The 21,264-nt window shown below is 68.8% G+C and carries 22 protein-coding genes; 12 read left to right on the forward strand and 10 right to left on the reverse strand.

Annotated features, from left to right (window positions below):
• Positions 1-129: 129 nt before the first annotated feature.
• Positions 130-426, forward strand: a complete 297-nt coding sequence (locus tag NDI79_RS19625) for a MarR family transcriptional regulator (protein WP_008387089.1) — start codon at positions 130-132, stop codon at positions 424-426.
• A 139-nt stretch (positions 427-565) separates the two neighbouring features.
• On the opposite strand, the gene NDI79_RS19630 is transcribed toward NDI79_RS19625, so the two are convergent.
• On the reverse strand, positions 566-763 hold the full coding sequence (locus tag NDI79_RS19630; protein WP_310930387.1) for a hypothetical protein: 198 nt from the start codon (positions 761-763) through the stop codon (positions 566-568).
• A 138-nt stretch (positions 764-901) separates the two neighbouring features.
• On the reverse strand, positions 902-2,743 hold the full coding sequence (locus tag NDI79_RS19635) for a PINc/VapC family ATPase (RefSeq protein ID WP_310930388.1): 1,842 nt from the start codon (positions 2,741-2,743) through the stop codon (positions 902-904).
• Between the two features lie 229 nt (positions 2,744-2,972).
• Here NDI79_RS19635 and NDI79_RS19640 point away from each other — a divergent pair, with 229 nt between their 5' ends.
• Positions 2,973-3,785, forward strand: coding sequence for a manganese catalase family protein (locus NDI79_RS19640; protein ID WP_310930389.1), 813 nt, complete (start codon positions 2,973-2,975; stop codon positions 3,783-3,785).
• A 113-nt stretch (positions 3,786-3,898) separates the two neighbouring features.
• Here the strand turns inward: NDI79_RS19640 and NDI79_RS19645 are convergent, their stop codons facing one another.
• Positions 3,899-4,087, reverse strand: a complete 189-nt coding sequence (locus NDI79_RS19645) for a hypothetical protein (protein WP_310930391.1) — start codon at positions 4,085-4,087, stop codon at positions 3,899-3,901.
• Between the two features lie 125 nt (positions 4,088-4,212).
• Between NDI79_RS19645 and NDI79_RS19650 the strand changes: the two genes are divergently transcribed.
• The 5 genes from NDI79_RS19650 (at position 4,213) to NDI79_RS19670 (ending at position 10,352) form a co-directional block, all read left to right on the forward strand.
• On the forward strand, positions 4,213-5,289 hold the full coding sequence (locus tag NDI79_RS19650) for a M20 family metallopeptidase (RefSeq protein WP_310930392.1): 1,077 nt from the start codon (positions 4,213-4,215) through the stop codon (positions 5,287-5,289).
• A 62-nt stretch (positions 5,290-5,351) separates the two neighbouring features.
• Positions 5,352-6,890: a carboxypeptidase M32 gene (locus NDI79_RS19655; protein WP_310930393.1), complete on the forward strand. Its 1,539-nt coding sequence runs from the start codon at positions 5,352-5,354 to the stop codon at positions 6,888-6,890.
• Positions 6,891-7,026: 136 nt separating this feature from the next.
• Complete coding sequence (locus NDI79_RS19660; RefSeq protein WP_310930394.1) at positions 7,027-7,212, forward strand: HVO_0416 family zinc finger protein; 186 nt, start codon at positions 7,027-7,029, stop codon at positions 7,210-7,212.
• 109 nt (positions 7,213-7,321) lie between these two features.
• Entirely contained in the window at positions 7,322-9,178 is a 1,857-nt protein-coding gene (locus NDI79_RS19665) for an ATP-dependent helicase (protein ID WP_310930396.1), read from the forward strand.
• A 10-nt stretch (positions 9,179-9,188) separates the two neighbouring features.
• A complete protein-coding gene (locus NDI79_RS19670; RefSeq protein WP_310930397.1) occupies positions 9,189-10,352 on the forward strand; it encodes a M24 family metallopeptidase in 1,164 nt (387 codons plus the stop codon).
• A gap of 36 nt (positions 10,353-10,388) precedes the next feature.
• On the opposite strand, the gene NDI79_RS19675 is transcribed toward NDI79_RS19670, so the two are convergent.
• On the reverse strand, positions 10,389-10,634 hold the full coding sequence (locus NDI79_RS19675) for a DUF7533 family protein (protein WP_310930398.1): 246 nt from the start codon (positions 10,632-10,634) through the stop codon (positions 10,389-10,391).
• 152 nt (positions 10,635-10,786) lie between these two features.
• Here NDI79_RS19675 and NDI79_RS19680 point away from each other — a divergent pair, with 152 nt between their 5' ends.
• Complete coding sequence (locus tag NDI79_RS19680) at positions 10,787-12,649, forward strand: SLC13 family permease (protein WP_310930399.1); 1,863 nt, start codon at positions 10,787-10,789, stop codon at positions 12,647-12,649.
• A 13-nt stretch (positions 12,650-12,662) separates the two neighbouring features.
• On the opposite strand, the gene NDI79_RS19685 is transcribed toward NDI79_RS19680, so the two are convergent.
• Positions 12,663-13,310, reverse strand: coding sequence for a DUF502 domain-containing protein (locus tag NDI79_RS19685; RefSeq protein WP_310930400.1), 648 nt, complete (start codon positions 13,308-13,310; stop codon positions 12,663-12,665).
• Between the two features lie 142 nt (positions 13,311-13,452).
• Here NDI79_RS19685 and NDI79_RS19690 point away from each other — a divergent pair, with 142 nt between their 5' ends.
• Entirely contained in the window at positions 13,453-14,073 is a 621-nt protein-coding gene (locus tag NDI79_RS19690) for a riboflavin synthase (RefSeq protein WP_310930401.1), read from the forward strand.
• A gap of 63 nt (positions 14,074-14,136) precedes the next feature.
• On the opposite strand, the gene NDI79_RS19695 is transcribed toward NDI79_RS19690, so the two are convergent.
• Positions 14,137-15,147, reverse strand: a complete 1,011-nt coding sequence (locus tag NDI79_RS19695) for a PrsW family intramembrane metalloprotease (RefSeq protein WP_310930402.1) — start codon at positions 15,145-15,147, stop codon at positions 14,137-14,139.
• Between the two features lie 105 nt (positions 15,148-15,252).
• Here NDI79_RS19695 and NDI79_RS19700 point away from each other — a divergent pair, with 105 nt between their 5' ends.
• The 3 genes from NDI79_RS19700 (at position 15,253) to NDI79_RS19710 (ending at position 17,411) form a co-directional block, all read left to right on the forward strand.
• A complete protein-coding gene (locus NDI79_RS19700; protein WP_310930403.1) occupies positions 15,253-15,630 on the forward strand; it encodes a DUF7532 family protein in 378 nt (125 codons plus the stop codon).
• Positions 15,627-17,075 (forward strand): ribonuclease FAU-1 family protein, encoded by a 1,449-nt coding sequence (locus tag NDI79_RS19705; protein WP_310930404.1) that lies wholly within the window; start codon positions 15,627-15,629, stop codon positions 17,073-17,075. The genes NDI79_RS19700 and NDI79_RS19705 overlap by 4 nt, the downstream gene beginning before the upstream one ends.
• Positions 17,076-17,141: 66 nt before the next feature.
• Complete coding sequence (locus NDI79_RS19710; protein ID WP_310930405.1) at positions 17,142-17,411, forward strand: HalOD1 output domain-containing protein; 270 nt, start codon at positions 17,142-17,144, stop codon at positions 17,409-17,411.
• Positions 17,412-17,622: 211 nt separating this feature from the next.
• On the opposite strand, the gene NDI79_RS19715 is transcribed toward NDI79_RS19710, so the two are convergent.
• The 4 genes from NDI79_RS19715 to NDI79_RS19730 form a co-directional block, all read right to left on the reverse strand.
• On the reverse strand, positions 17,623-17,955 hold the full coding sequence (locus NDI79_RS19715; protein WP_310930406.1) for a NifU family protein: 333 nt from the start codon (positions 17,953-17,955) through the stop codon (positions 17,623-17,625).
• A gap of 107 nt (positions 17,956-18,062) precedes the next feature.
• Positions 18,063-19,541, reverse strand: coding sequence for an LVIVD repeat-containing protein (locus tag NDI79_RS19720; RefSeq protein WP_310930407.1), 1,479 nt, complete (start codon positions 19,539-19,541; stop codon positions 18,063-18,065).
• A 129-nt stretch (positions 19,542-19,670) separates the two neighbouring features.
• Positions 19,671-20,642, reverse strand: a complete 972-nt coding sequence (locus tag NDI79_RS19725) for an ROK family protein (RefSeq protein WP_310930408.1) — start codon at positions 20,640-20,642, stop codon at positions 19,671-19,673.
• A 113-nt stretch (positions 20,643-20,755) separates the two neighbouring features.
• Complete coding sequence (locus NDI79_RS19730; RefSeq protein WP_310930409.1) at positions 20,756-21,214, reverse strand: universal stress protein; 459 nt, start codon at positions 21,212-21,214, stop codon at positions 20,756-20,758.
• Positions 21,215-21,264 lie beyond the last annotated feature (50 nt).

The raw sequence follows: 21,264 nt of genomic DNA on the forward strand, positions 1-21,264 counted from the left end.
CCCGGCGTCAAAAGGCGTTCGTTCCCGCACGCGGGCGGCGCGCCGCGCCGCGACACCTAGCGAACCGGGACCGTTCGACCGTGCCCGTCCACGAAGGTTTATGCCGATTGGACGTTTCGATTCGTAACGATGGCTGAGGCAGAACAAGAACAGGAGAGTCTCGACGACCTCCCTCCGAGTGCGAAGTTAGTTTTCAAAGTACTCGAATACAACGGCCCGCTCACGCAGAAGGGAATCGTCCAGGAGTCGATGCTGTCGGCCCGGACGGTTCGCTACGCGCTCGAACGGCTGGAGGGAATCGGCGTCGTCGACGAGGACGTCTACTTCGCGGACGCACGGCAGAATCTCTACCAACTCACCGACGCGGCCCCGAAGCGGCCCTCGGAGGGCGACGCCGACGAGGCGGAAGCCTGCTGCGCGGAATAGCTCCGTCACGACGTCACCGGCTCACCCCACGGCGCGCACCGACACACGACCACTCCGCGACGACGTGGAAACCGATCTTCTCCCTTTCCGCCCGGCGAGCGACGGCGCTCGGCGCGGCGAAGCGGAGTGAGGACGCTCCTCAGCGACGGGTCGTTCCCGAGCGACGAACGGACCACAGTTGCCACCCCGATGCGAGAGCGACCAGCGAGAAACCGACGAGAGCGACGAGCGCCCAGGCACCGCCCTCGCCGAGGAAGAGCCTGTACGCCTGCGCAATCGCCGCGACACCGACCGCGGCGGCGACGAGTAGCAGTCGGCGGGGTGACTCGCTCGACATCGTACTCCGGCCCACGACCGCCGCCTGTTTGTATCACACGCTTTAGGTGTGGCTACCACTCTGAGTGTGTGACTACCACGCGCGAGGAGCGAAACTCCGGGGACGGCGAAGCGGACGGAGACGACGGAGGAGAGCGGTCTACGCCGGGTGGACCGTGATCTTCTGCTTCCGGTCGATGGCCTGTTCGAGTTCGTCGGCGATGGCGCTCCCCCGTGAGACCTGGATGTCGCCGCCGCGGCCGACCGTCGCGGTGAAGAGGTAGTCGCCGTCGGCGCGCACTTCGACGGTTTCGCCGACGTGGTCGTCCATCCGGACGACGACGTGCCGGGAGGTCACCTCGGGGGTGACGACGTCGCCGTCCTCGTCGCCGGACCCGCCGGACGCCGACGACTGCGCCGGGTTGTCCTCGTGGGTCCGCACGTCGATGTCGATGCCGAGTCGGTCCTCGATGTCGGAGATTCTCCCGCCGCCCTTCCCGATGACGTAGGAGATGTCGTCCTCGTCGACGTAGACGGTCGCCTTCTCCTGTCCCTGCAGTTCCACCTCGACGTGGCCGCGGGCGATGGAGCGAATCTCCCGCTCTATCTCCTGTCGCGCGAGTCGGCTCACGCCCGTCTCGTCGCGTCCCTCCGCCTCGTCGCCGAGGGGGACGGTGACGACCTGCCGGTTGAACGTGTAAATCTCGTAGGCGGGCGTGTCCGTCTCGAAGTCGGTGACCTGGATGACGGGGCGGGCGAGGTCCTCGGCGGTGAGGCCCTCGGGCACCTTCACCTCCGTCCGCACGTCGTAGACGGTGTCGACGCGGCCGTCCTCGATGTAGACGACGGTGTCGACGACCTGCGGAATCATCCCGAGTTCGACGCGGCCGACGAGTCGCTGGAGGGCGTCGATGGCGCGCGTGGCGTGGACGACGCCGACCATGCCGACGCCGGCCAGACGCATGTCGGAGAACACCTCGAAGTCGTCCGTCTTGCGCACCTCGTCGTAGATGGTGTAGTCGGGGCGGACGAGGAGGAGGGAGTCGGCCGTCTTCGCCATCTGCCCGTCGAGGGCGGTGTACTGCGTTATCTCGGGGCCGACCTGCAGGTCGCGCGGTTTCTCCATCGTCTTCACCGCGTAGTCGCTGTCGTTGAGGAACTCCGCGACGGCCTGCGCGAACGTGGACTTGCCGGCGCCGGGCGCCCCCGAGATGAGGACGCCGCGCTGGCGTTCGCTGAGTCGGTCGCGGAGTTCGTCGGCGAACTCGTACTCGTCGAGTTCCGTCTTGACGATGGGCCGGACGGCGGTTATCTCGATGCCGTCGGCGAACGGCGGGCGGGCGAGGGCGATGCGGTAGTCGCGGAACTGCACGATTTGCATCCCCGGTTCGGAGAGTTCGACGAAGCCGTCCGGACTCGCGCGGGCGGAGTTCTCGATGTCGTCGGCCCACGCCTTCATCGTCTCCTCGTCGGACACCTCCTCGCTGATAGTCTGGTAGTGCATCTCGCCGATGGCGCCGCGCTTGGCCTTCGGTTTCGTGCCGGTCTTGAGGTGGACGGACATCGTCTCGTCGTCGAAGAACTCCTCGATGACGAGGCCGCCGGACCCGCGGACGCGCGCCTCGACGAACTCCACGTCGATGCCCTTCGCGCGGGCGACTTCGGCCTGCACCTGGTCGCTCGTCAGGAGCGTCGCCTCGCGCTCCTCGGCGATGTCGCGGATGAGGGCGTCGATGTCGCCCTCGTGGGCGCCGGTGGCCTCGCTGGGCTTCGTCCGCCGGCCGACGTACTCGACGGTCACCGACCCCTTGTCGGCGAGTTCGGTGAGTCGCTGGAGTTCGGAGAGACCCTCCCAGCCCGTGTCGTAACCGCTGTTCGCCTGCGATTCGAGTTCGCCGACGACGGCTTCGGGCACGCACACCGTCTCCGCGTCGCCGCCCGACTCGACTCGCTCGGACACGCGACCGTCGATGACCGCGCTCGTGTCCGGCACTAGCTTCATGGCCCCGGCTTGGCGTGGGAGACGGATAAAAGAACGTATCACGGCGGACCGGCGACCGGCCGTCCCCGACGACGTGACGGCTCGGTGAATAGTATCGGAGCGCCGGAATGACGGTCGAATGAGACTTTGTTTTTGAAGTTTACGGGACTCCCGTTTTCTGCATCGGTACAGAACTTGTCTGTCGGCAAAAAATTATTTTAGTACACCGCGTGTCGGAGATATTGTAACGATGTTCTACCACGAAAACGGCCTCCAGTACGAGGTCGAAGTCGAGGACCCGAACCCGCAGTTCGCGAAGATGCTCCAGCAAGCCATCGGCGGTGCGGAGGGCGAGATGCGCGTCGCCCTGCAGTACATGTTCCAGTCCTTCGCCGTCCCCAGTGAGATGAGCGAGTACAAGACGCTCCTCATGGAGACGGCGATGGAGGAGATGGGCCACATCGAGATGCTGGCGACGGCCGTCGCCAAGAACCTCGAAGGCGCTTCCCCCGAGGCCCGCGAGTCGGCCCGCGAGGACGCCGTCATCGACGAGATGATGCGCAGCGGCCAGCCCCGACAGGCGCTCTCGGCCGGCCTGCACGCGATGCCCGTCGACAGCAACGGCGTGCCGTTCACCGGCAACTACGTCGTCGCCAGCGGCAACCTCGCCGCCGACATGTACGCCAACGTGATGGCCGAGTCCACCGGCCGCACGCTGGCGACGCGGCTCTACGAGTTCACCGACGACCCCGGCATGGAGGACATGCTGGAGTACCTCATCGCCCGCGACACGATGCACCAGAACCAGTGGCACTCGGTCATCGACTCCTTCGACGAGCACCTCCCCGTCCCGGCGAGTTTCCCGCAGGAGAAGGAGAACCAGGACTACAACTACACGTTCATGTCCACGATGCGCGAGGAGCGCGCGGACCCCGAACAGCCGTGGACGACTGGCCCCTCGCACGACGGCAAATCGGAGTACTCGTACACCTCCGAGCAACCCGACGGCGGCCCGCCGAACGTCGAGAAGGTCATCGACGAGATGTACAACGAAGTGAACTGAGCGGACGGAGCGTCGCCGATTTCTTTTTTGGCCGGACTCGCCGCTCGTCTCGGAGTCGACTTCCGGAAGAAGCGTCGCCGCGAGGACCGCTCCCCGCGGCCGAATCTCGGTCGTCAGTCGTCGTCCGAGTCCGCGTCCGCGTCGGAGTCAGAGTCCGAATCCGAATCCGAATCCGTGTCCGCGTCGGAATCCGAATCCGCGTCCCCGACGGCCTCCGTCTGCTCGACGGCGTCGACGTCGCCCTCGCCGCCGCCGTACTGTTCCTGCCGTTCCTCCTCGGCGTCGGTATCGTCGTCCGTCATACGGTCGACCGTAGCGTCGGCCGACGGAAGGGTCCTCCGGCCGGGAGTCCGTCCCACCCCTTCAGTCCGCTCCCCGGCGTTACCGGGGAGCCGAGACTTATGCCGGCCGCGGGATATCTCCGCGCATGCGAGAACTGCGCGAACTCACCCGGAAACTCGTCTCGACGCCGAGCCACGAGGACGAGTCGGCCTGCGGCGACGCCATCGAGTCGTGGCTCCGCGGGGAGACGGACGCCGACGTGACGCGGGACGAACACGGGAACGTCGTCGCCCGGAAGGGCGAGGGGACGTCGCTCGCCCTCGTGGGGCACCACGACGTGGTGCCGCCGGACGACTCCCAGATAGACGACGGCGAGTACGTCGTCGAGGAACGCGACGGCCGCCTGTACGGCCGCGGGACGGCGGACATGAAAGGCGCCGTCGCGGCGTCGATGCTCGCCTTCCGCGACGCCGACCCGGCGGGCGAACTCGTCTTCGCCTCGTTCGTCGGCGAGGAGGTGGGCGGCGAGGGCGCCCGCGGCGCCATCGCGGACGGGTTCGCGCCCGACCACGCAATCGTCGGCGAGGGGTCGACGAACTATTCTGGAGCCGATGTGACCGATGTGGTCGTCGCGCACAAGGGACGGCGCGCCTCCACCGTCGTCGCGCGCGGCACCGCCTCGCACGCGAGCGAACCCGAGGCGGGCGAGAACGCCGTCTACCGCGCCTGCGACGCCGTCGACGTGATCCGCGACCTCGACGCCCCCGAGGCCGACGTGTTCGGCGAGCGGTTGTCCGGGAGCGTCGTCGTCACCGAGGTTGACGGCGGGTCGGCGTGGAACGTCGTCCCCGAGCGCTGCGAGGTGACCGTGGACGAGCGAACCGTCCCCGGCGACTACGCCGACTTGGAACGGGTGGAGTCCGTCGAGGGCGTCGAGTGGGTGGTCGAACAGGACCTGCCGCCGATGGGATGCGACGACGAGGCGTTCGCGGAGGCCGTCCTCGGCGCGGCCGCGCGGGCGCAGGCGGGCGACCCGGAACTGGTGACGAAGCCGCACGCCACGGACGCCGGATGGCTGGCGGAGGCGGGGACGACGTGCGTCGTCTGCGGCGCCTCCGAACCGGGCGAGGCGCACACGAAGACCGAGAGCGTCTCGCTGTCGGTGGTCGAGCGGTGTTACGAGATATACCGCGACGCGGCCGAGTCGTGGCCGACGACGTAGCCCCTCGGTACGGCGGCCTCGGCATGCAATAGTTGATAACGCGGGAGGTGTTTCGATTCGATATGGCCACTGACGCCGCCGGGGCCGACGCCGAGTCGGCGCCAGACGCTTACGCGGAACTCCTCGAAACGTACAAGCGGGTCTCGAACGTCCGGAACGCGGCCGGACTGCTCTCGTGGGACCAGCAGGTGATGATGCCGGAGGGCGGCACCCCCGCGCGCTCCCAGCAGTTGTCGACGCTCTCGTCGCTGTCGCACGAACTGCTCACCGACGACGAGGTGGGCGAGGCGCTGGAGGAACTCGAAGACGCCGACCTGACCGACGAGCAGGCCGCCGTCGTCAGGGAGATTCGGCGCGCGTACGACCGCGCCGTGAGCGTCCCCTCCGAGTTGGTCGAGGAGATATCCACCGCCTCCTCGGAGGCGCTCCCGGCGTGGGAGAAGGCGAAGGCCGAGGACGACTTCTCGGCGTTCGCGCCCCACCTGGAGAAACACATCGAACTCAAGCGGGAGTACGCCGAGCACATCGACCCCGACCGGGACCCCTACGAGGTGCTGTTCGAGGACTTCGAGCCGTGTCTCCCCTTGGAGCAGGCCGAGTCCATCCTCGAAGAACTCCGCGACACGCTCGTCCCCATGATAGCGGAGATACGCAAGTCGGGCGACGACATCGCCACCGACGCGTTCACGAGGGAGGGCGAGTACCCCGAGGACGCACAGGAGGAACTCTGCCGCGACGTGCTCTCGACGCTCGGCTACCCGTGGGAGCGCGGCCGCCTCGACACCTCCTCGCATCCGTTCTCCACGGGGACGACGTTCGACGCGCGCGTGACGACGCGCTTCGACGAGTCCGACCCGCTCGGGTCGCTGCTCTCGACGGTCCACGAGTTCGGCCACGCGACGTACACCCACGGCCTGCCGGACGAGCACTACGCGACGCCGCTGGGCGAGTCGCGTGACCTGTCGGTCCACGAGTCCCAATCGCGCCTCTGGGAGAATCACGTCGGCCGCTCGGAGGCGTTCTGGAACGTGCTGCTCCCGACGTTCAAAGAGCAGTTCCCGAAGGCCGAGGACGTGACGCCGGAGGAGGCCTACGAGGCGGCGAATCAGGTGTACGAGGACAACCTCATCCGCGTCGAGGCGGACGAACTCACCTACCACCTGCACATCATCGTCCGCTTCGAGATAGAGCGGGCGCTCATCGCGGGCGACATCGACGTCGAGGAGGTGCCCGAGGTGTGGAACGACAAGTACGAGGAGTACCTCGGCGTCCGCCCCGAGACGGACTCGGAAGGCTGCCTGCAGGACATCCACTGGAGCCACGGCAACTTCGGCTACTTCCCGACGTACTCGCTCGGGTCGGTGATGGCCGCGCAGTTGTACGACGCCGCCGAGGACGACATCGACGGCTTGGAGGACCGAATCGGGGAGGGCGACTTCGAACCGCTGCACGAGTGGCTGACCGAGAACGTCCACCGGCACGGCGCGCGCTACGAGACGAACGAACTCGTGGTTGGTGCGACGGGCGAGGACTTCACCGCCGAGGCGTTCACCGACTACGTCACCGAGAAGTACGGCGACCTGTACGGCATCGACGCGTAGCGAACGAGCGCTCCGCGCTCCTCTGGTCCAATTCGACCCGAAACGACGCCCGTCCGTCTCCGGAAACTATCGACCGCTCCCGAGGCGTGGGTACCGGCAACAAGCCTAAGTAATGGTACGGCGTAGCACACCATGTATGGCCTCAGCACCCGACTCCGACGAGGCGCTGTTCGACCAGTTCTTGGACGACCGCGGTCACGACGTATCCGAACCGCAGGACTGGGAGACATCCTATAACAAGAAGCAGTGTCCGGACTGCGGTGCACTCCACGACGAGGCGGCGGTCGACTGTACCGTCTGCGGATGGGACCCGCGCGCCTGACGGCCCCCGCTCGACCTCCGCGAATCGACTTCTGACTCGCGTTTTCCGACGATGAGAGCGGTCTCCAAAAGCAGGCAGTTTATCAGGGACTAGGGCGTGAACGGGTACAATGAGCGACTCCGACGCGACAGTCACCCGTCTGTTCGGGGGTCCGGGGAGCGGGAAGACGACGGCGCTCCTCGACCGAGTCGAGGAGATTCTCGAAGACGACGACGTGACGATTCGGGACATCCTCGTCGTCTCCTACACCCGCGCCGCGGCCGCGGAGATACGAGAGCGACTCGCGGAGCGACTCGACGTCTCCCCGCGGGCGTTGCAGGGGAACGTCGCCACGATGCACGCGAAGGCGTACGAACTGCTCGACCTCTCGCGCAACGACGTGGTCGGCGAGAAGGACAAAGAGGAGTTCTGCGAGGACTTCGGCGTCGAGTTCGAAGACGAGTACGGCGGCGCCGGCCGCCGCACCGCCCGGTCGACGACCATCGGGAACAAGATCATCGCCACGAGCCAGTGGCTCCAGCGGACCCGCCGCGACGTCTCCGAGTGGTACGACGTGCCGTTCAACTGGGACGTCGAGGAGGTCCGACTCCCGCCGGAGGTCGACCCCAACGCGCAGGAGGGCAACAAGTACACGCCGACGTGGCCCTCCGACGACGACCGCATCGACGTGCCGAGCGTCATCCGCGGGTGGCGCAAGTACAAGGGCGACAACGGCCTCGTCGGCTTCGCGGACATGCTCGAACGGGTGAAGCAGCGCTCGCTCGTCCCGAACGTCGACTACCTCGTCATCGACGAGTTCCAGGACATCACGACGCTGCAGTACGACGTGTACCAGGAGTGGCTCCCGCACCTGAAGGGCGTGCTCATCGCCGGCGACGACGACCAGGTCGTCTACGCGTGGCAGGGCGCGGACCCGAACCTCCTCCTCGACACCGAACGCGACGAGGACGTGGTGCTGCCGAACTCCTACCGCCTTCCCTCGAAGATTCTGGACGTGGTGAATCAGGAGATTCGCCACATCGAGAAGCGCCAGGAGAAGGACCTCCACCCGCGCAAGGAGGGCGGCGTCGTCGAGGGCGTCGCCAATCCGTCGATGCTGGACCTCGCGCGGAACGTGCGCTACACCATCGAGAACGACGACGACGAGGAGAGCATCATGGTGCTGTTCCGGGCGCGCTACCAGATGTTCCAGTTCATCGACGAGTTCCTGCCGCTCGGCGTCCCGTTCTCCGTCCTCACGGACCAGCGGATGTGGACCGACCGCCTCACCCAGTACGTCGAAGCCATCGAGAAACTCGACCAGGGCGAGAACATCACCGGACTGGAGGCGCGGCGTCTCGCCGACATGCTGCAGGAGTCGGCGTTCGGGTCGAACGAGCGCGACGACCTGTTCGACTACATCGACGACCTGCAGGAACTCGAAGGCGTCGAGGACCTGACCGACCTCGAAGTGACGCCGGAGACCATCAAGGACCACGCGCCGTTCGTCCCCGACGGCGCCGCCGCCGGCGACATGGTCCGCAAGGTCACCTCGTTCCAGCGCAAGTCCGTCGAGGCGTACTTCGAGGGCGAGTATCGGGGCATGGACCCCAACCGCGTCCGCGTCGGCACCATCCACTCCGCGAAGGGCCGCGAGGCCGACCACGTGTTCGTCTCCACGGACCTGACCGAGAAGGTGGTCGAGCAGATGGCCGCCTCCGTCGACGACGAAGAAGTGGAGGGCGTCGAGGAGTTCACCTCCACGACGGACCCCGTCCCCATCCTCACGGACAACGAGCGCCGCGTGTTCTACGTCGGGATGTCGCGGGCCCGCGAGCGCCTCGTCATCCTGGAGAACCTCGTGAAGGGAGCGCCGACGCTCCCCGTGAGCGTCCTCCTGCACAACGAGGTGCGCGACACGCCGCTGGAGGAACTGCTCGAAGAGGCGCAGACGGGCGACGCGCCGGCGCCCGAACCGGACCCGTAACCGAGACGGCATGGAGGCATCCGACCCCCTCCCCGCCCCGTCGACGGACGCCTCGTTCCTCGACGTGGCGCTCTCGGAGTCCGACGCCGCGGCGTTCGTCGCCGTCGGCGACCGCTCCGACGACGACCTGCGGTATCTCACCCGCTTCTCGGGGCCGGACCGCGACTACGCGTTCGTCCGCGCGGCGGGCGAGTCCGCCCTCTGCGCGCCGAGCCTGTTCGCCGAGCAGGCCGAACGGGAGTTCGACGGGACGGTGCGAACGGAAGACGCGACCGACCCCGCGGGCGTCCGCGCGGCGGCCGCACTCTCGGCGCTCGGCGTCGACTCGGGGACGGTGCTCGTCCCGCAGCGAATCCCGCACGACGCCGCGGTCCACCTCGAACGCGCGGGCTACGACCTCGAATCGACGACGGCCGTCGCCGACGCGCGTCGCGTGAAGACCGAGGAGGAGGTCGACTGCCTCCGCCGGGTCCAACGCGCCGCCGTCCGGGGGATGGCGCGCGCCGAGGAGATTCTGGCCGCGGCCGACCCCGACGGCGACAAACTGCTGTGGGAGGGGGCGCCGCTGTCGACCGAGCGCCTCCGGAGGCGGGTGAACGCCGAGTTCGCCGCCTACGGCGTCCGCGACGCGGGCAACACCGTCGTCGGCGCGGGGCCGTCCGCGGCCGACTTACACTACACCGGCACCGACGTCCTCCGGCCCGGCGAGACCGTTCTGTTGGACCTCTCGCCGCGCGGCCCGCACGGCTACTACGGCGACCTCTCGCGCACCTACGTCGTCGACAGCGACGGCGGGTGGGAGCGCCGCGCCTACGTCGCCGTGGAGGCGGCGCTGAGCGCCGCGCTGGACGAGATAGCGCCCGGGGCCCGCGCGAACGACGTGCACCGCGAGGCCGCCGCCGAACTCACCGCCCACGGGTTCGACCCGAACGCCGAGGAGGGCGCGGCCGGGTTCACCCACGGCACGGGCCACGGCGTCGGCGTCTCCCTCCACGAGGCGCCGTCGCTCCGCGATTCGGTCGAACTGGAAGAAGGGATGGTGTTCACCGTCGAACCGGGCGTCTACGACCCCGAACAGGGCGGCGTTCGCCTGGAGGAGTTGGTCGCCGTCACGGAGGAGGGGTACGAGATTCTCCACGAGTACCCCCGGTCGTTCGCGCCGCGGGCGGAGTAGCGGAATCGAACGCGGGGCCGGCGCCCCCGGCCGCGTCTACTTCTCCTCGTCGTCCGGCGTCTTCACGGCCTTTCCGACGACCGATTCGGCCACCTTCGAGGGGATGTCGCCGGGCGTCGTCACCATGCGCGGGAGGACGACCATCAGCACCGCGACGGCGAGGAGGCCGCCGCCGAGCAGTCGCTGCCCGTCGAGGAACGCGTTCAGCCCGAAGATACCGAGGGGGACGGCGAATATCAGCGTCGCCGCGAGCTGAATCGTCCCGATGATTCCCAGTCGCATCGTCCGTGCGATGGCCGGCCGGGGGAAAAAGCGTCTCGGTGCGCGCGAGGGGGGTCGGCGCCGGGAGCGACCGAGGGGCGGACGGGGGCGAGAGCCGGAACCGACCGGCGACCCGGCGACACGGCTAACCCGGCGGACGGAGAGGGGGAGGTATGGTACCGACGGCGCCCCCGGTCGGACTCCTCGGCGCGGACCTCCCTCTCGGCGTCCTCGTCGTCGCCGCCGTCGTCCTCGGCACCGTCGTCCTGTTCGTCACCGAGGCGATACCGCCGGACGTGACGGCTCTCGCCGTCATCGTCGTCCTCGTCGCCCTCGAACCGTACACCGGCGTGTCGGCGGCGGAGGGGCTGTCGGGGTTCTCGAGTCCCGCGACGGTGACCGTCATGGCGATGTACGTCCTGAGCGACGGCATCCGGCGCACGAGCGTCATCCGCCGACTCGGGGTCGAAGTCGCCCAGTCGGCGCGCGGGAGCGAGAACCGACTCCTCGCCGCCGTCATCGGCCTCACCGGTCCCATCGCCGGCGTCGTCAACAACACGCCCGTCGTCGCCGTCTTCGTCCCGATGGTGACCGACCTGGCGAACGAGGCGGGCGTCTCCCCGTCGAAACTGCTCATCCCCCTCTCCTACGCGTCGATGCTCGCGGGGACGCTCACCCTGTTCGGCACCGCGACGAACCTCGTCGCCTCCGAGTTGTCGGCCGACCTCCTCGGCCGGCCGTTCGGCGTCTTCGAGTTGACGCCGGTGGGCGTCGTCGTCTTCCTCGTCGGCGCGGCGTACCTGCTCACCGTCGGGAAGTGGCTGTTGCCCGCCCGCGTCCCGCCGGGGTCGCGAACCGAGCGATACGAGGTGCAACCGTACCTCGCGCGCGTCCTCGTCACCGCCCGGTCGCCGCTGGCGGGCGCGTTCGCGCAGGCGGTCGTCGAGGACGCCCGCCGCGACTTGGGGTTGGACGTGTTGGACGTGGTGCGGGGCGGAGAGCACTTCGTCGCCGCCGACTCCGACCGGGAACTGCGGGCCAGAGACGTTCTCACGGTCCGGGGCGACCCGGCGACGATACAGCGGTTCGTCGAGTTGGCCTCGCTGCGCCGACTGCCGCGGGCGACGGTGACCGACGCCGAACTCGACAACCCCGAGCGGAGCACGCTGGTCGAACTCGTCGTCCCGTCGGAGTCGGCGCTCGCGGGCGAGACGGTCGAGAGCGCCCGCCTCCGCGAGCGGTACGACGCCACCGTCCTCGCCGTGCGGCGGGCCGGCGGCGAACTCGTCCGCAACGGCGTCGGCGCGACGAAACTGCGCGGGGGCGACGCCCTGCTGCTGCGGACGACCGAGCAGGCCGCGGAGTTCCTCGCGGAGAACGACGACTTCGTCGTGACGAACGAGGCGTTCGACGAGGTGATGGAACGGGCGCGGGCGGGCGGCGTGAGTCGGACCGCCGCCGTCGCGTTCGCCGTCCTGTTCGGCGTCGTCGGCCTCGCCGCCCTCGACGTGCTGCCCATCGCCGTCGCCGCCCTCGCGGGCGTCGTCGCCATGGTCGTCTCGGGCGTCCTCTCGCCGAACGAGGCGTACGACGCGGTGAACTGGAACGTCGTCTTCCTCCTCGCGGGCGTCGTCCCCCTCGGCATCGCCCTCCGGGAGACGGGGGCGGTGGCGCTCGTCGCCGACTCGCTCGTCGCCGCGACGGCGGGCCTCCCGCCCGTCGCCGTCCTCGCCCTGTTCTACCTGTTGACGGGCGCGTTCGCCAACGTCATCACGCCCGTCGCCAGCGTCGTGCTCTTCCTCCCCGTCGCCGTCTCGACGGCCGCCGAAGCCGGTTCGGACCCGTTCTCCTTCGCCCTCGCGGTGACGTTCGCGGCGTCGACGGCGTTCACGACGCCCGTGGGCTACCAGACGAACCTCATGGTGTACGGCCCCGGCGGCTACCGCTTCTCCGATTACGTCCGCGTCGGCGCGCCCCTGCAACTGCTGCTCGCCGTCGTCACGTCCGCCGCCATCGCGCTGTACTGGGGACTCTGAGTCGAGCCGTGAGTCATCTGACGACGCCCTCGGGCAACTCCTCGAGGTCGTCGACGCCGAGACCCGTCGTGACGACGAGACGGAGGCCGCGCCGGACGGACATATCCACCTCGAACACCTCCTCGGGCGCCGCCATCACCAGCGTCCCTGCCGTCGGGTTGGGGCTGTGCGGGACGAACACCGTGAGCAGTTCCTCGGAGTCGGTCGCCGTCTCGGCCGAACGGGGCCCGTCGTTCGTCACGAAGCCGATGGCGTACAGGCCCTTGCGGGGGTACTCCACGAGGACGACGTGGTCGAAGCCGTCGGTCTGTCTGGCCAGCGACTCCGAGACCTGTCGGACGCCGAAGTAGACGGTCCGGACGAGGGGGATGAGGCTGACGCCGCGCTCGAACCCCCCGAACAGGCGGCGGCCGAGTTCGCGGGAGGCGACGTGGCCGACGACGGTGAGCGAGACGGCGAGCAGCACCGCCGCCAGCAGTTGCGCGAGCAGTATCTCGTCGCCGGTCACGCTCGCAAGCCCCGCCGTGTTCACAATGGGGTCGAGGATGATTCCCGTGAGACGGTCGAAGACGAAATCGAGGATGAACACCGTCACCGCCAGCGGCGCGACGAGGAACAGCCCCGCGATGAAACTGGTCCGGAGCCGTGAGAGGAGCGTCATCGTGGACTGTGTTAGCGAGCGACGATAAAAGCGTATCTCGCCCTGAGAGTGTCGGGACTCGAAACGTCTGGGAGTTCGTACTCACGGGGTCGCGGCGGACCAGACTCGTGATGCTTTTCACGTGCGAGATGCGACGGGAGGTATGTTCACGGGAATCGTCGAGTGCACCGGCACCGTCGTCGCCGCGACGGACGACGAGGGCGGCCGGCGCCTCCGTCTCGCCCCCGACGCGACGTTCGAGGACCTCCACCACGGCCAGTCTATCGCCGTCAGCGGCGTCTGTCTCACCGTCGAGGAGTACTCCGTCGGGGCGGACGGCGAGGGGGGGTGGTTCGAGGTGTTCCTCGCGCGGGAGACGGTCGAGAAGACGTATCTCGGGGACGTGGGCGAGGGCGACCGGGTCAACCTCGAACGCGCTCTCAGGGCCGACGGCCGCCTCGACGGCCACATCGTGCAGGGCCACGTCGACACGACGACGACGGTGACCGGAATCGAACGCGTGGGCGACGACTGGTACTTCGAGTTCGACCTGCCCGCCTCGGTGGCCAAGTACGTCGTCGGAAAGGGGTCCGTCTGTCTCGACGGCATCAGCCTCACCGTCGCGGACCGCCGCGAGGGGGACTTCGCCGTCGCCGTCGTCCCGACGACGTACGAGGTGACGACGCTCTCGGAGAAGTCGATGGGCGACCCCGTCCACGTCGAGGTGGACGTGGTGGCGAAGTACGTCGAGAACATGGTGTCCGGCTACGCCGACGCGCTCTGAAGCGCCGGAGAAGCGGAGTGGCGGCGGACGGCCCGCCGGAGCGACGACCCGCGACCGACCCGACTACTCGAACTCGGTCTGCTCCGATTGGATGGACCCGTCGTCGTGCATCGGCGTGTGCGCCCGCCGGTAGGCCTGCCGATAGCGCCGAATCTTCCGGATGAGGTAGAGGCCGAAGATGCTGTCGTAGATGAGGACGTACGCGAGGAACGCCCACAGACCGCTCAGCGGTGTGAACGTCTGGATGAGTCCCGCGCCGATGCTCACGGTGGCGTTGTACGTCGCGTGGACGAACGCCGCGATGAGGAGGCCTTTGACGACGATGGGGCCGCGGTTCTCGCGGTTGAACTTCGCCAGTCCGAGGTAGTAACCCGCGATGGCGGAGTAGATGACGTGCCCCGGGCCCGCGAGGGCACGGACGGCCGTGATGCCGCCGCCGGCGCCGATGAGGCCGAGACCGACCTCCAGTCCGTCGCCGCCCTGCGGGAGTTGACGGGTGATGTAGAGGGCGTTCTCGATGACCGCGAAGCCGAGACCCGCCATCGCGCCGTAGACGGCGCCGTCGACGACGGCGTCGAACCGGTCGTCGGTGTAGGCGTACAGGCGCACCGCGAGGAGTTTCACCGTCTCCTCGACGGGACCGACGACGATGTAGAAGAACAGTATCATGCCGAGGCCGCCGAGCGCCTGGAAGTACTGCTGAAGGGCGCCGTTGAGGACGGCGGCGAAGTTGGCGGTCAGCACGCCGAGGAGGAACGTTCCGACGAGGAGCGAGAGCGGTTCGTTCGTCGTCGCGTCGGAGTAGTAGACGTAGCCGGCGAGTCCCAGGGCGGGAACCGCCGAGAGGGCGGTGAGGAGCCCTATCTCGGGGGTGGTGAGCGCCGCGAACCCGCCGATGGCGAGGAGGAGTATCAGGGCGAGGAGGACGACGACGATACGGGCGGACGCGGTGAACAGGCGATACAGCGCCACGGAGAGACCGTCGACGGACGTCCGCTCCTCCCACGTGGAGATGTCGTAGAGGTCCGTCGAGGACTCCGATGCTCGCTCGACTGGGTCTCGTCTCTCTGCCATCGCCTTGACAATACAACGGGACCCCCGGTAATATCTTCGGCCGAGCGTGAACGTCGGCGGCGGAAACGGGCGCTTGAAAGGGTGTGAGAACCAACTCCCGACGAGATGCACTTCGACCAACGCACGCAGGCCGCCCTCCGCGACGTCGGCCTCACGACAGAGGAGATCCGAACCGCCTCCGACGCCGTCGCCGACGCGGTCGAACGCGACGCCGAGACCATCCGCGCGTTCTTCGAGGGCGAGGAGACGGTGTACTCCGACATGGAGATGGCCCACAGCGCCGACGAGATACAGGAGCACGAGGTGGCGTTCGTCGACCTGTTCACGCACGGCAGCGACCTGCGAGGGTATCTCCGCTTCGACTCGTGGGGCGTCCCCGTCGAGGGCGGCAGAGTGCTGGGAGACGAGAAGGTGGAACTGTCGCTCGGGCCGACCGTCGACGCCCGCGTCCGGTTCGCCCGCGACCGCGACCTGCTGCGATGAGCGAGGGAGCGTCGGCGTCCGAACCGGAAGCCGAACCCGCGCGCGTTCGCGTCCGCGGCATCTACACCACGGCGCTGACGCGCCTCCTCCTCGACGCCGGCCACGAGGTGGTGCAGGCCTCGGACCCCATCCGCGACCGCTTCGACGCGGAGTTCGCCGACGGCCACCACGAGGTGACGGCGGCGACCACGGACGACCGGCAGGGCGTCGGCGTCCACGGCGACGCGGACGCCGTCGACTCGGTGACGGACCGCCTCTCCGGGGTGGGAATCGACGCGTTCGTCTGGACCGACCCCGCGCCGCCGGGCGCCGTCTTCGACGCCCGCGTGACGGAGACGAAGGGTTCCGGGGCGGTCTGTTCGCTCGGAGAATCCGAGGGGTTCCTCCCGTTCCGCGAGACCGACGACCGAATCGAGGAGGGCGACGCCGTCCGCGTGCAGGTCCGCGACCCGGAACCGCCGTGGAGCGACCGCCGGGCGTCGCTCGGCACCGGCGTGCGCGCCGACGCGGGACTCGCGACGCTGGTCCGCGGACGCGACGGCGTCACCGTCGACACCCGCGACGACGCCGCCGGGCGCGAACTCGCCGGCATGACGGAGTTCCTCTCCGTCGACCTCCCGGAAGGATGGGGTATCGAGTGGTCCCACGCGGCGACGAGGGCGGATATGGACGCCCTCGGCGCGGCCCTCGAACGCGCCGCCGACCGCGCCGCGGCGATGGACGACGCCCTCGCGGACGCGGCCGACCCGGAACCGCTCCGGCGACTCACCGCCCCCGGCGCGGGTCGGTGGGTCTGGTTCGGCCGCGAGTCGCGTTTCTCGCTGGACGAGCACCGGCGGGAGGTGGAGACGACGATGCCGGGGCACCACCGGACGAAGGCGTCCTGCGAGGCGGCCAGCGCCGGCGTGGACTTCGTGGAGGCGATGTGCCAACCGTCCGGAGAGTTCCCGTTCGGCGTGGTGACGCGGCAGTTCGGCCCCGTCGAGGGCGACAGGGTCGGCATCGGCCACGGAAAGCCGGACGGCCGGGCGTTCGCCCTCGGCCGCGGCGAGGTGGTCGAGTGGGACGCCGACGGAACGCTGTCGGTCGAGCGGTCCCTCTCCGGCGGCGGCGTCTACGACGCCCTCGGGACGCCGCGGGAGTCGGGCGACACCGCCCTCACGAAGTTCCGCGAGGGTCGGTGGTGGTATCCGACCGTCTACCGGAGCGCCGACGGCGACCTGAAGGGGACGTACGTGAACGTCTGCACGCCCGTCGAGTGCTTCCCCGACGAGGTGCGCTACGTCGACCTGCACGTCGACGTGATAAAACACCCCGACGGGACGGTCGAACGCGTCGACGACGACGAACTGGACGCGGCGGTCGAGGCGGGGCACGTCGACGAAAACCTCGCCGAGAAGGCCCGGTCGGTGGCGTCGAGTCTGGAGCGCGCGCTCTCGAAGTGAGAGTCGGTCGCGGGAACGACGAACGGGCGCGAGTTATTTGTCCGGCGATTGCGACGGGGCAGTGGGATGGATGAGACGCCGGACGATGCGATAGTTCAGCGACAGCTACAGACGAGCGCCGGGGAGCCGGCGGTGCAGGTGGCCGAAATCGTCGCGGAGTTAGAGGGAACCGCCGCGGACCGACTCGACCCGACGTACCTCCACGTCGGTCACATCCTCGACCATCTGTTCTCGAACCCGCCCGCCCCGGAGGCGCAAGTGGAGATAACGTTCACCTACGAGGGCTACCGCATCACGGTCGGACAGAGCGGGCGAGCGCAGTTCGTGAAGGTATAGAGGAGAGAGTCAGTCGTCTCGCAAGGCGGCGGCTGAAGTGGTAGCTCCGAGCAGTTGTACCGCGACGAGCGAAGTGAGTCGCGGGAGGTTTTTGTCGCCAGAACGCGGCGCGTTCTGGCTGAACAGCCAGAAGTCGAAGACTTCTGGCGATGGTCGAGCTTTTTACGGCGAGCGGTCTCGCTTCGCGCGACCCGAGCGTGTAAAAAGCTCGTTAGAAGTGCCCGGGGTCTTCCTCGCCGTACTGGAGTTCGCCCCCGCGGCCGCCCTCGACGGTGCTGGCGCCGTGGTCGCCGGAACTCGGGACCTTCACCTGCACGTCGGTCACGTCGTCGAAGTCCATGATGAGGTCGGATTTGATGTTGTTGGCGGTGATGTTCGAGATGCCGCACCCCGCGCAGGCGCCGCCGAGTTCGACGACGACTTCGCCGGACTCGGGGTCGGCCTTGCGGACGACGCTGTCGCCGCCGTGCATCTGGATGATGGGCATCTGGCCGACCATCCAGTCCTCGATACGCCGTTTCAGCGAGTCCCCGTCGTCGCTCATACCTCCCCTTTCGCGCCCCACACTTTGATGCCTTCCGGTTGGCCTCAGGCGCTCGGAACGCGAACGGATGTCTCTCACGGTCTATCGCTCGGATTCGGGCGTCGGGGTCACTCGCGGCGGGCGCGCCGGCGGAGTCGCCACGCGGCGAGGCCGAGTGCGCCCGCGGCGGCGCCCACGCCGAACCCGGGCGCCGACGCCGACGCACCGTCGTCCGTCTCGGCAGTGCGTCCGTCCGCCGCCGTCTCGGTTCCCGTCACCACGAGCGATTCGGTCCCCGTCGAGTCCTCGGGGAGAAGCGACGGCGGCGACGCCTGCTGTCCCGCGTGGTCGGGGAAGGTGTACAGGCGGCCCGGCACGTCGCCGACGCCGCGACTCGCTCCGACGAAAAATCCCTCCTGCGCGCCGGGTTTCGCGAGGCGGGCGGTCCAAAAAGACGCCTCGTCGGGCATCCGCCACCACGACAGTTGTTCGGGATTTCGCGGGTCCGAGACGTCGTGGCGCTTGACCCCGCCGCGGTACCACGAGGAGTAGAGGCGGCCGCCGGCGAACTCGAAGTTGTGCGCGGTGGTCCAGACGCCGCCGTACGTCGGGTCCGGCGACGGCGGCGGGTCGATGGTCGAGAGTCGCTCCGGGGCGGCGGGGTCCGAGACGTCCCAGAGGTCGATGCCCGAGGGGCCGCCGACGAGGCGCGCGCCGGACCCGTCGCCCCCATCGCCGTTCCCGCCGATTCGCTGCGCCCACGACTCCTTGCCGACGCCGAGGAGCGACCCCGACTCGTCGGTGGCGACGTAGTGGTGGTTGCCGGGCGGGAGGACGCCCTCGCGTCGGCCCTCGGCGCTCGACGCCGCGAGGTCCGTCGGGTCGGGCACCTCGACGCCGCCGACGCGGGTCGGATTCGCCGGGTCGGACACGTCTAGAATCCACGTGCCCGCGTCCCAGTGGGCGAGGTAGGCGGTCGTCTCGTGGACGTACACGTCGTGAACGGACCGACGCCCGTTGCGCACGTCCGCCCACGCGCCGTCGACGCTCGTGAGCGTCCACTCCGAGAGCGTCTCGCCCGATTCGAGGTCGAGTATCGCGAGGGCGTTCGTCTCGCCGTCGTTCTTCGTCAGGTACGCCAGGCCGTCGCGCGCGAAGCAGTTGTGGATCGGATAGTCGGTCTCGTGGAAGGCGACGCGTTCGGGCGCGGCGGGGTCGGAGACGTCGACGACGAGGACGCCCGCGACGGCGCCGGGCAGGGGGTTCGCCGGGCCGACGACGACGAGCGTCTCGGGGTCCGTCGCGTCGAGTTTCGCGTCGTAGATGCCGCGGAGCGGACCCGCCTCGTGGTCCGAGAGCGGTTCCCGCACGTCGGCGAGGAGTTCCGGGCGGTCGGGAACGGAGACGTCGACCGTCGCGTATCCGGTGCTGGTGGCGAGGTAGGCGACGTTCCCGTCGGGCGAGGTGACGGCCTCCTTCGTCCCCGGAACGTCGACGCGGCCGTACGGTTGGTACGGGCCGGGGTGGGCGGCCGTCGGCGTCGCGGCCGAGAGGAGAGCGGTCGCGCCGGCGAGGGCGCCGGTGCGGAGGAAGTCGCGGCGGCGCATACGCACGTCTGAGAGTTCGAGCGGGATAAGTCGGCGGTTCGAACGACCGGAGTCGGACGAATCGTCGCGGCCCACATCCGCGACCGGTCGCCGGTCCCGCCTGCGAGTCCACTCGCGAACCTTCGCGCCCTACAGGCGCGAACGGTCGCCGGTGCCCCCGGTCAGCGCACTCGCCAACGCGCCCTGCACGACGACTTCGTCGCCGAGCGTCGTCAGTTCTATCTGCGGGACGTTCACCATCACCATCTCGTCCATCCGCTCGCGGATGGGGTCGAGGATGAGGTCGGGGTTATTGAGGGCGACGGCGCCGCCGACGTAGATGGTGAGGGGGGCGTAGGCGTGGACGATGTTGGCGATGCCCATCGCGTTCCAGTGACCGACCTGGTCGACGACGTAGCGCGCGAACTCGTCGTCCTCGGCGTGTTCGAAGATGTCCACCGCCGAGAAGTCGGGGTCTTCGACCGGGAGGACGGTGTCGACGCTGCCGTCCTCCTCGTAGAGGAACTCGGCGTACCGGGGGATGTTGTTCCCCGAGCAGTACGCCTCCCAGTGACCGTCGTGTCCGCACCCGCAGGTGAGTTCGCCCTGCGGGTCGAGCGTCATGTGACCGACTTCGCCGGCGTTGCCGTCCCACCCCGAGAGCACGTTGCCGTCGACGCAGACGCCCGCGCCGACGCCCGAGGAGATGGTGACGTACACCATGTCGTCGGGGTTGCGTTCGGAGTGGAACCGCTCGCCGATGACGCCCGCGTTCGTGTCGTTGTGGAGGTAGACGCGGTCGGTGTCGAGGAGGACCGAGAGCGGTCCCGTGAGCGGGATTCTATCGATGGTGTCGGGGAGGTTCGCCGGGTTCTCGACGGCGCCCTCGGCCAAGTCCAGCGGACCGATGGAGGCGACGCCGGCGGCGACCGCCTCCTCGGGTTCGATGTCGGCGTCCGAGCACGCCTCGCGGACGATGCGGAGAATCGCCTCCGTGACGGCGATACCGGTCGGACCGCGAGGTGTCCCGTCGCTGCGACTGCTGAGGACCGTGCCGTCTTCGTCGGCTACGACCGCCCGGACGTTGGTCGCCCCGAGGTCGACACCCACGTAGTAGGCCATTGTACCGATACGCGTTTGCCCCGCACTTAACTAAGAGGTTTCTCACACGAATCCGAGTTCGATTGCACGCCCCGAAAGCGCCCGCGCGCCCGGAGAACGTCTCCGTCGAGCCGTCACTTCGTGTCCGCGCGGACGAACGTGACGGGACAGGGGGCCGAGAGCATGACTTCCTGTGCGACGCTGCCGAAGACGGCCTTCCCGGCCGGCGACCGGCGACGGCCGCCGACGACGATTCGGTCGGCGTCGACGTCCCGCGCCAGTCCGACGATGGACTCGCCGTGGTCGCCGACGCGCCCCCGTATCTCGTACTCGACGTCCGCCGCGTCGAGTTGCGCGACGAGTTCGCGGACCGTCGAGTGACGCGCCGCCACGTCGTCGGCCGATACCTCGTCGGCGTTCCTGTCGAACTCGAGGTTGTCGAGCGCCGAGTCGTACTCCTCGCGCGTGAACACGTGCCCGAGGACGACGCGCGCGCCGGCGGGACCGGCGACCTCTATCGTCTCTTCGGCGAGTCGGTCGAGTCGGTCCGCATCGCCCGGTCCGACGGCTAAGAGAATGGTTTCTATGGCCATGGCTACGGTATCAGCCGGCGAGAACTTAACTATGACGATTATTTACTCGG

The organism is Halogeometricum sp. S3BR5-2, assembly GCF_031624635.1.
GTDB lineage: Archaea > Halobacteriota > Halobacteria > Halobacteriales > Haloferacaceae > Halogeometricum > Halogeometricum luteum.

Bases quoted from the DNA above. Each gene is read 5' to 3' on its own strand.
- NDI79_RS19625 (WP_008387089.1), top strand. From the start codon at position 130: ATGGCTGAGGCAGAACAAGAACAGGAGAGTCTCGACGACCTCCCTCCG.
- NDI79_RS19630 (WP_310930387.1), bottom strand. From the start codon at position 763: ATGTCGAGCGAGTCACCCCGCCGACTGCTACTCGTCGCCGCCGCGGTC.
- NDI79_RS19635 (WP_310930388.1), bottom strand. From the start codon at position 2,743: ATGAAGCTAGTGCCGGACACGAGCGCGGTCATCGACGGTCGCGTGTCC.
- NDI79_RS19640 (WP_310930389.1), top strand. From the start codon at position 2,973: ATGTTCTACCACGAAAACGGCCTCCAGTACGAGGTCGAAGTCGAGGAC.
- NDI79_RS19645 (WP_310930391.1), bottom strand. From the start codon at position 4,087: ATGACGGACGACGATACCGACGCCGAGGAGGAACGGCAGGAACAGTAC.
- NDI79_RS19650 (WP_310930392.1), top strand. From the start codon at position 4,213: ATGCGAGAACTGCGCGAACTCACCCGGAAACTCGTCTCGACGCCGAGC.
- NDI79_RS19655 (WP_310930393.1), top strand. From the start codon at position 5,352: ATGGCCACTGACGCCGCCGGGGCCGACGCCGAGTCGGCGCCAGACGCT.
- NDI79_RS19660 (WP_310930394.1), top strand. From the start codon at position 7,027: ATGGCCTCAGCACCCGACTCCGACGAGGCGCTGTTCGACCAGTTCTTG.
- NDI79_RS19665 (WP_310930396.1), top strand. From the start codon at position 7,322: ATGAGCGACTCCGACGCGACAGTCACCCGTCTGTTCGGGGGTCCGGGG.
- NDI79_RS19670 (WP_310930397.1), top strand. From the start codon at position 9,189: ATGGAGGCATCCGACCCCCTCCCCGCCCCGTCGACGGACGCCTCGTTC.
- NDI79_RS19675 (WP_310930398.1), bottom strand. From the start codon at position 10,634: ATGCGACTGGGAATCATCGGGACGATTCAGCTCGCGGCGACGCTGATA.
- NDI79_RS19680 (WP_310930399.1), top strand. From the start codon at position 10,787: ATGGTACCGACGGCGCCCCCGGTCGGACTCCTCGGCGCGGACCTCCCT.
- NDI79_RS19685 (WP_310930400.1), bottom strand. From the start codon at position 13,310: ATGACGCTCCTCTCACGGCTCCGGACCAGTTTCATCGCGGGGCTGTTC.
- NDI79_RS19690 (WP_310930401.1), top strand. From the start codon at position 13,453: ATGTTCACGGGAATCGTCGAGTGCACCGGCACCGTCGTCGCCGCGACG.
- NDI79_RS19695 (WP_310930402.1), bottom strand. From the start codon at position 15,147: ATGGCAGAGAGACGAGACCCAGTCGAGCGAGCATCGGAGTCCTCGACG.
- NDI79_RS19700 (WP_310930403.1), top strand. From the start codon at position 15,253: ATGCACTTCGACCAACGCACGCAGGCCGCCCTCCGCGACGTCGGCCTC.
- NDI79_RS19705 (WP_310930404.1), top strand. From the start codon at position 15,627: ATGAGCGAGGGAGCGTCGGCGTCCGAACCGGAAGCCGAACCCGCGCGC.
- NDI79_RS19710 (WP_310930405.1), top strand. From the start codon at position 17,142: ATGGATGAGACGCCGGACGATGCGATAGTTCAGCGACAGCTACAGACG.
- NDI79_RS19715 (WP_310930406.1), bottom strand. From the start codon at position 17,955: ATGAGCGACGACGGGGACTCGCTGAAACGGCGTATCGAGGACTGGATG.
- NDI79_RS19720 (WP_310930407.1), bottom strand. From the start codon at position 19,541: ATGCGCCGCCGCGACTTCCTCCGCACCGGCGCCCTCGCCGGCGCGACC.
- NDI79_RS19725 (WP_310930408.1), bottom strand. From the start codon at position 20,642: ATGGCCTACTACGTGGGTGTCGACCTCGGGGCGACCAACGTCCGGGCG.
- NDI79_RS19730 (WP_310930409.1), bottom strand. From the start codon at position 21,214: ATGGCCATAGAAACCATTCTCTTAGCCGTCGGACCGGGCGATGCGGAC.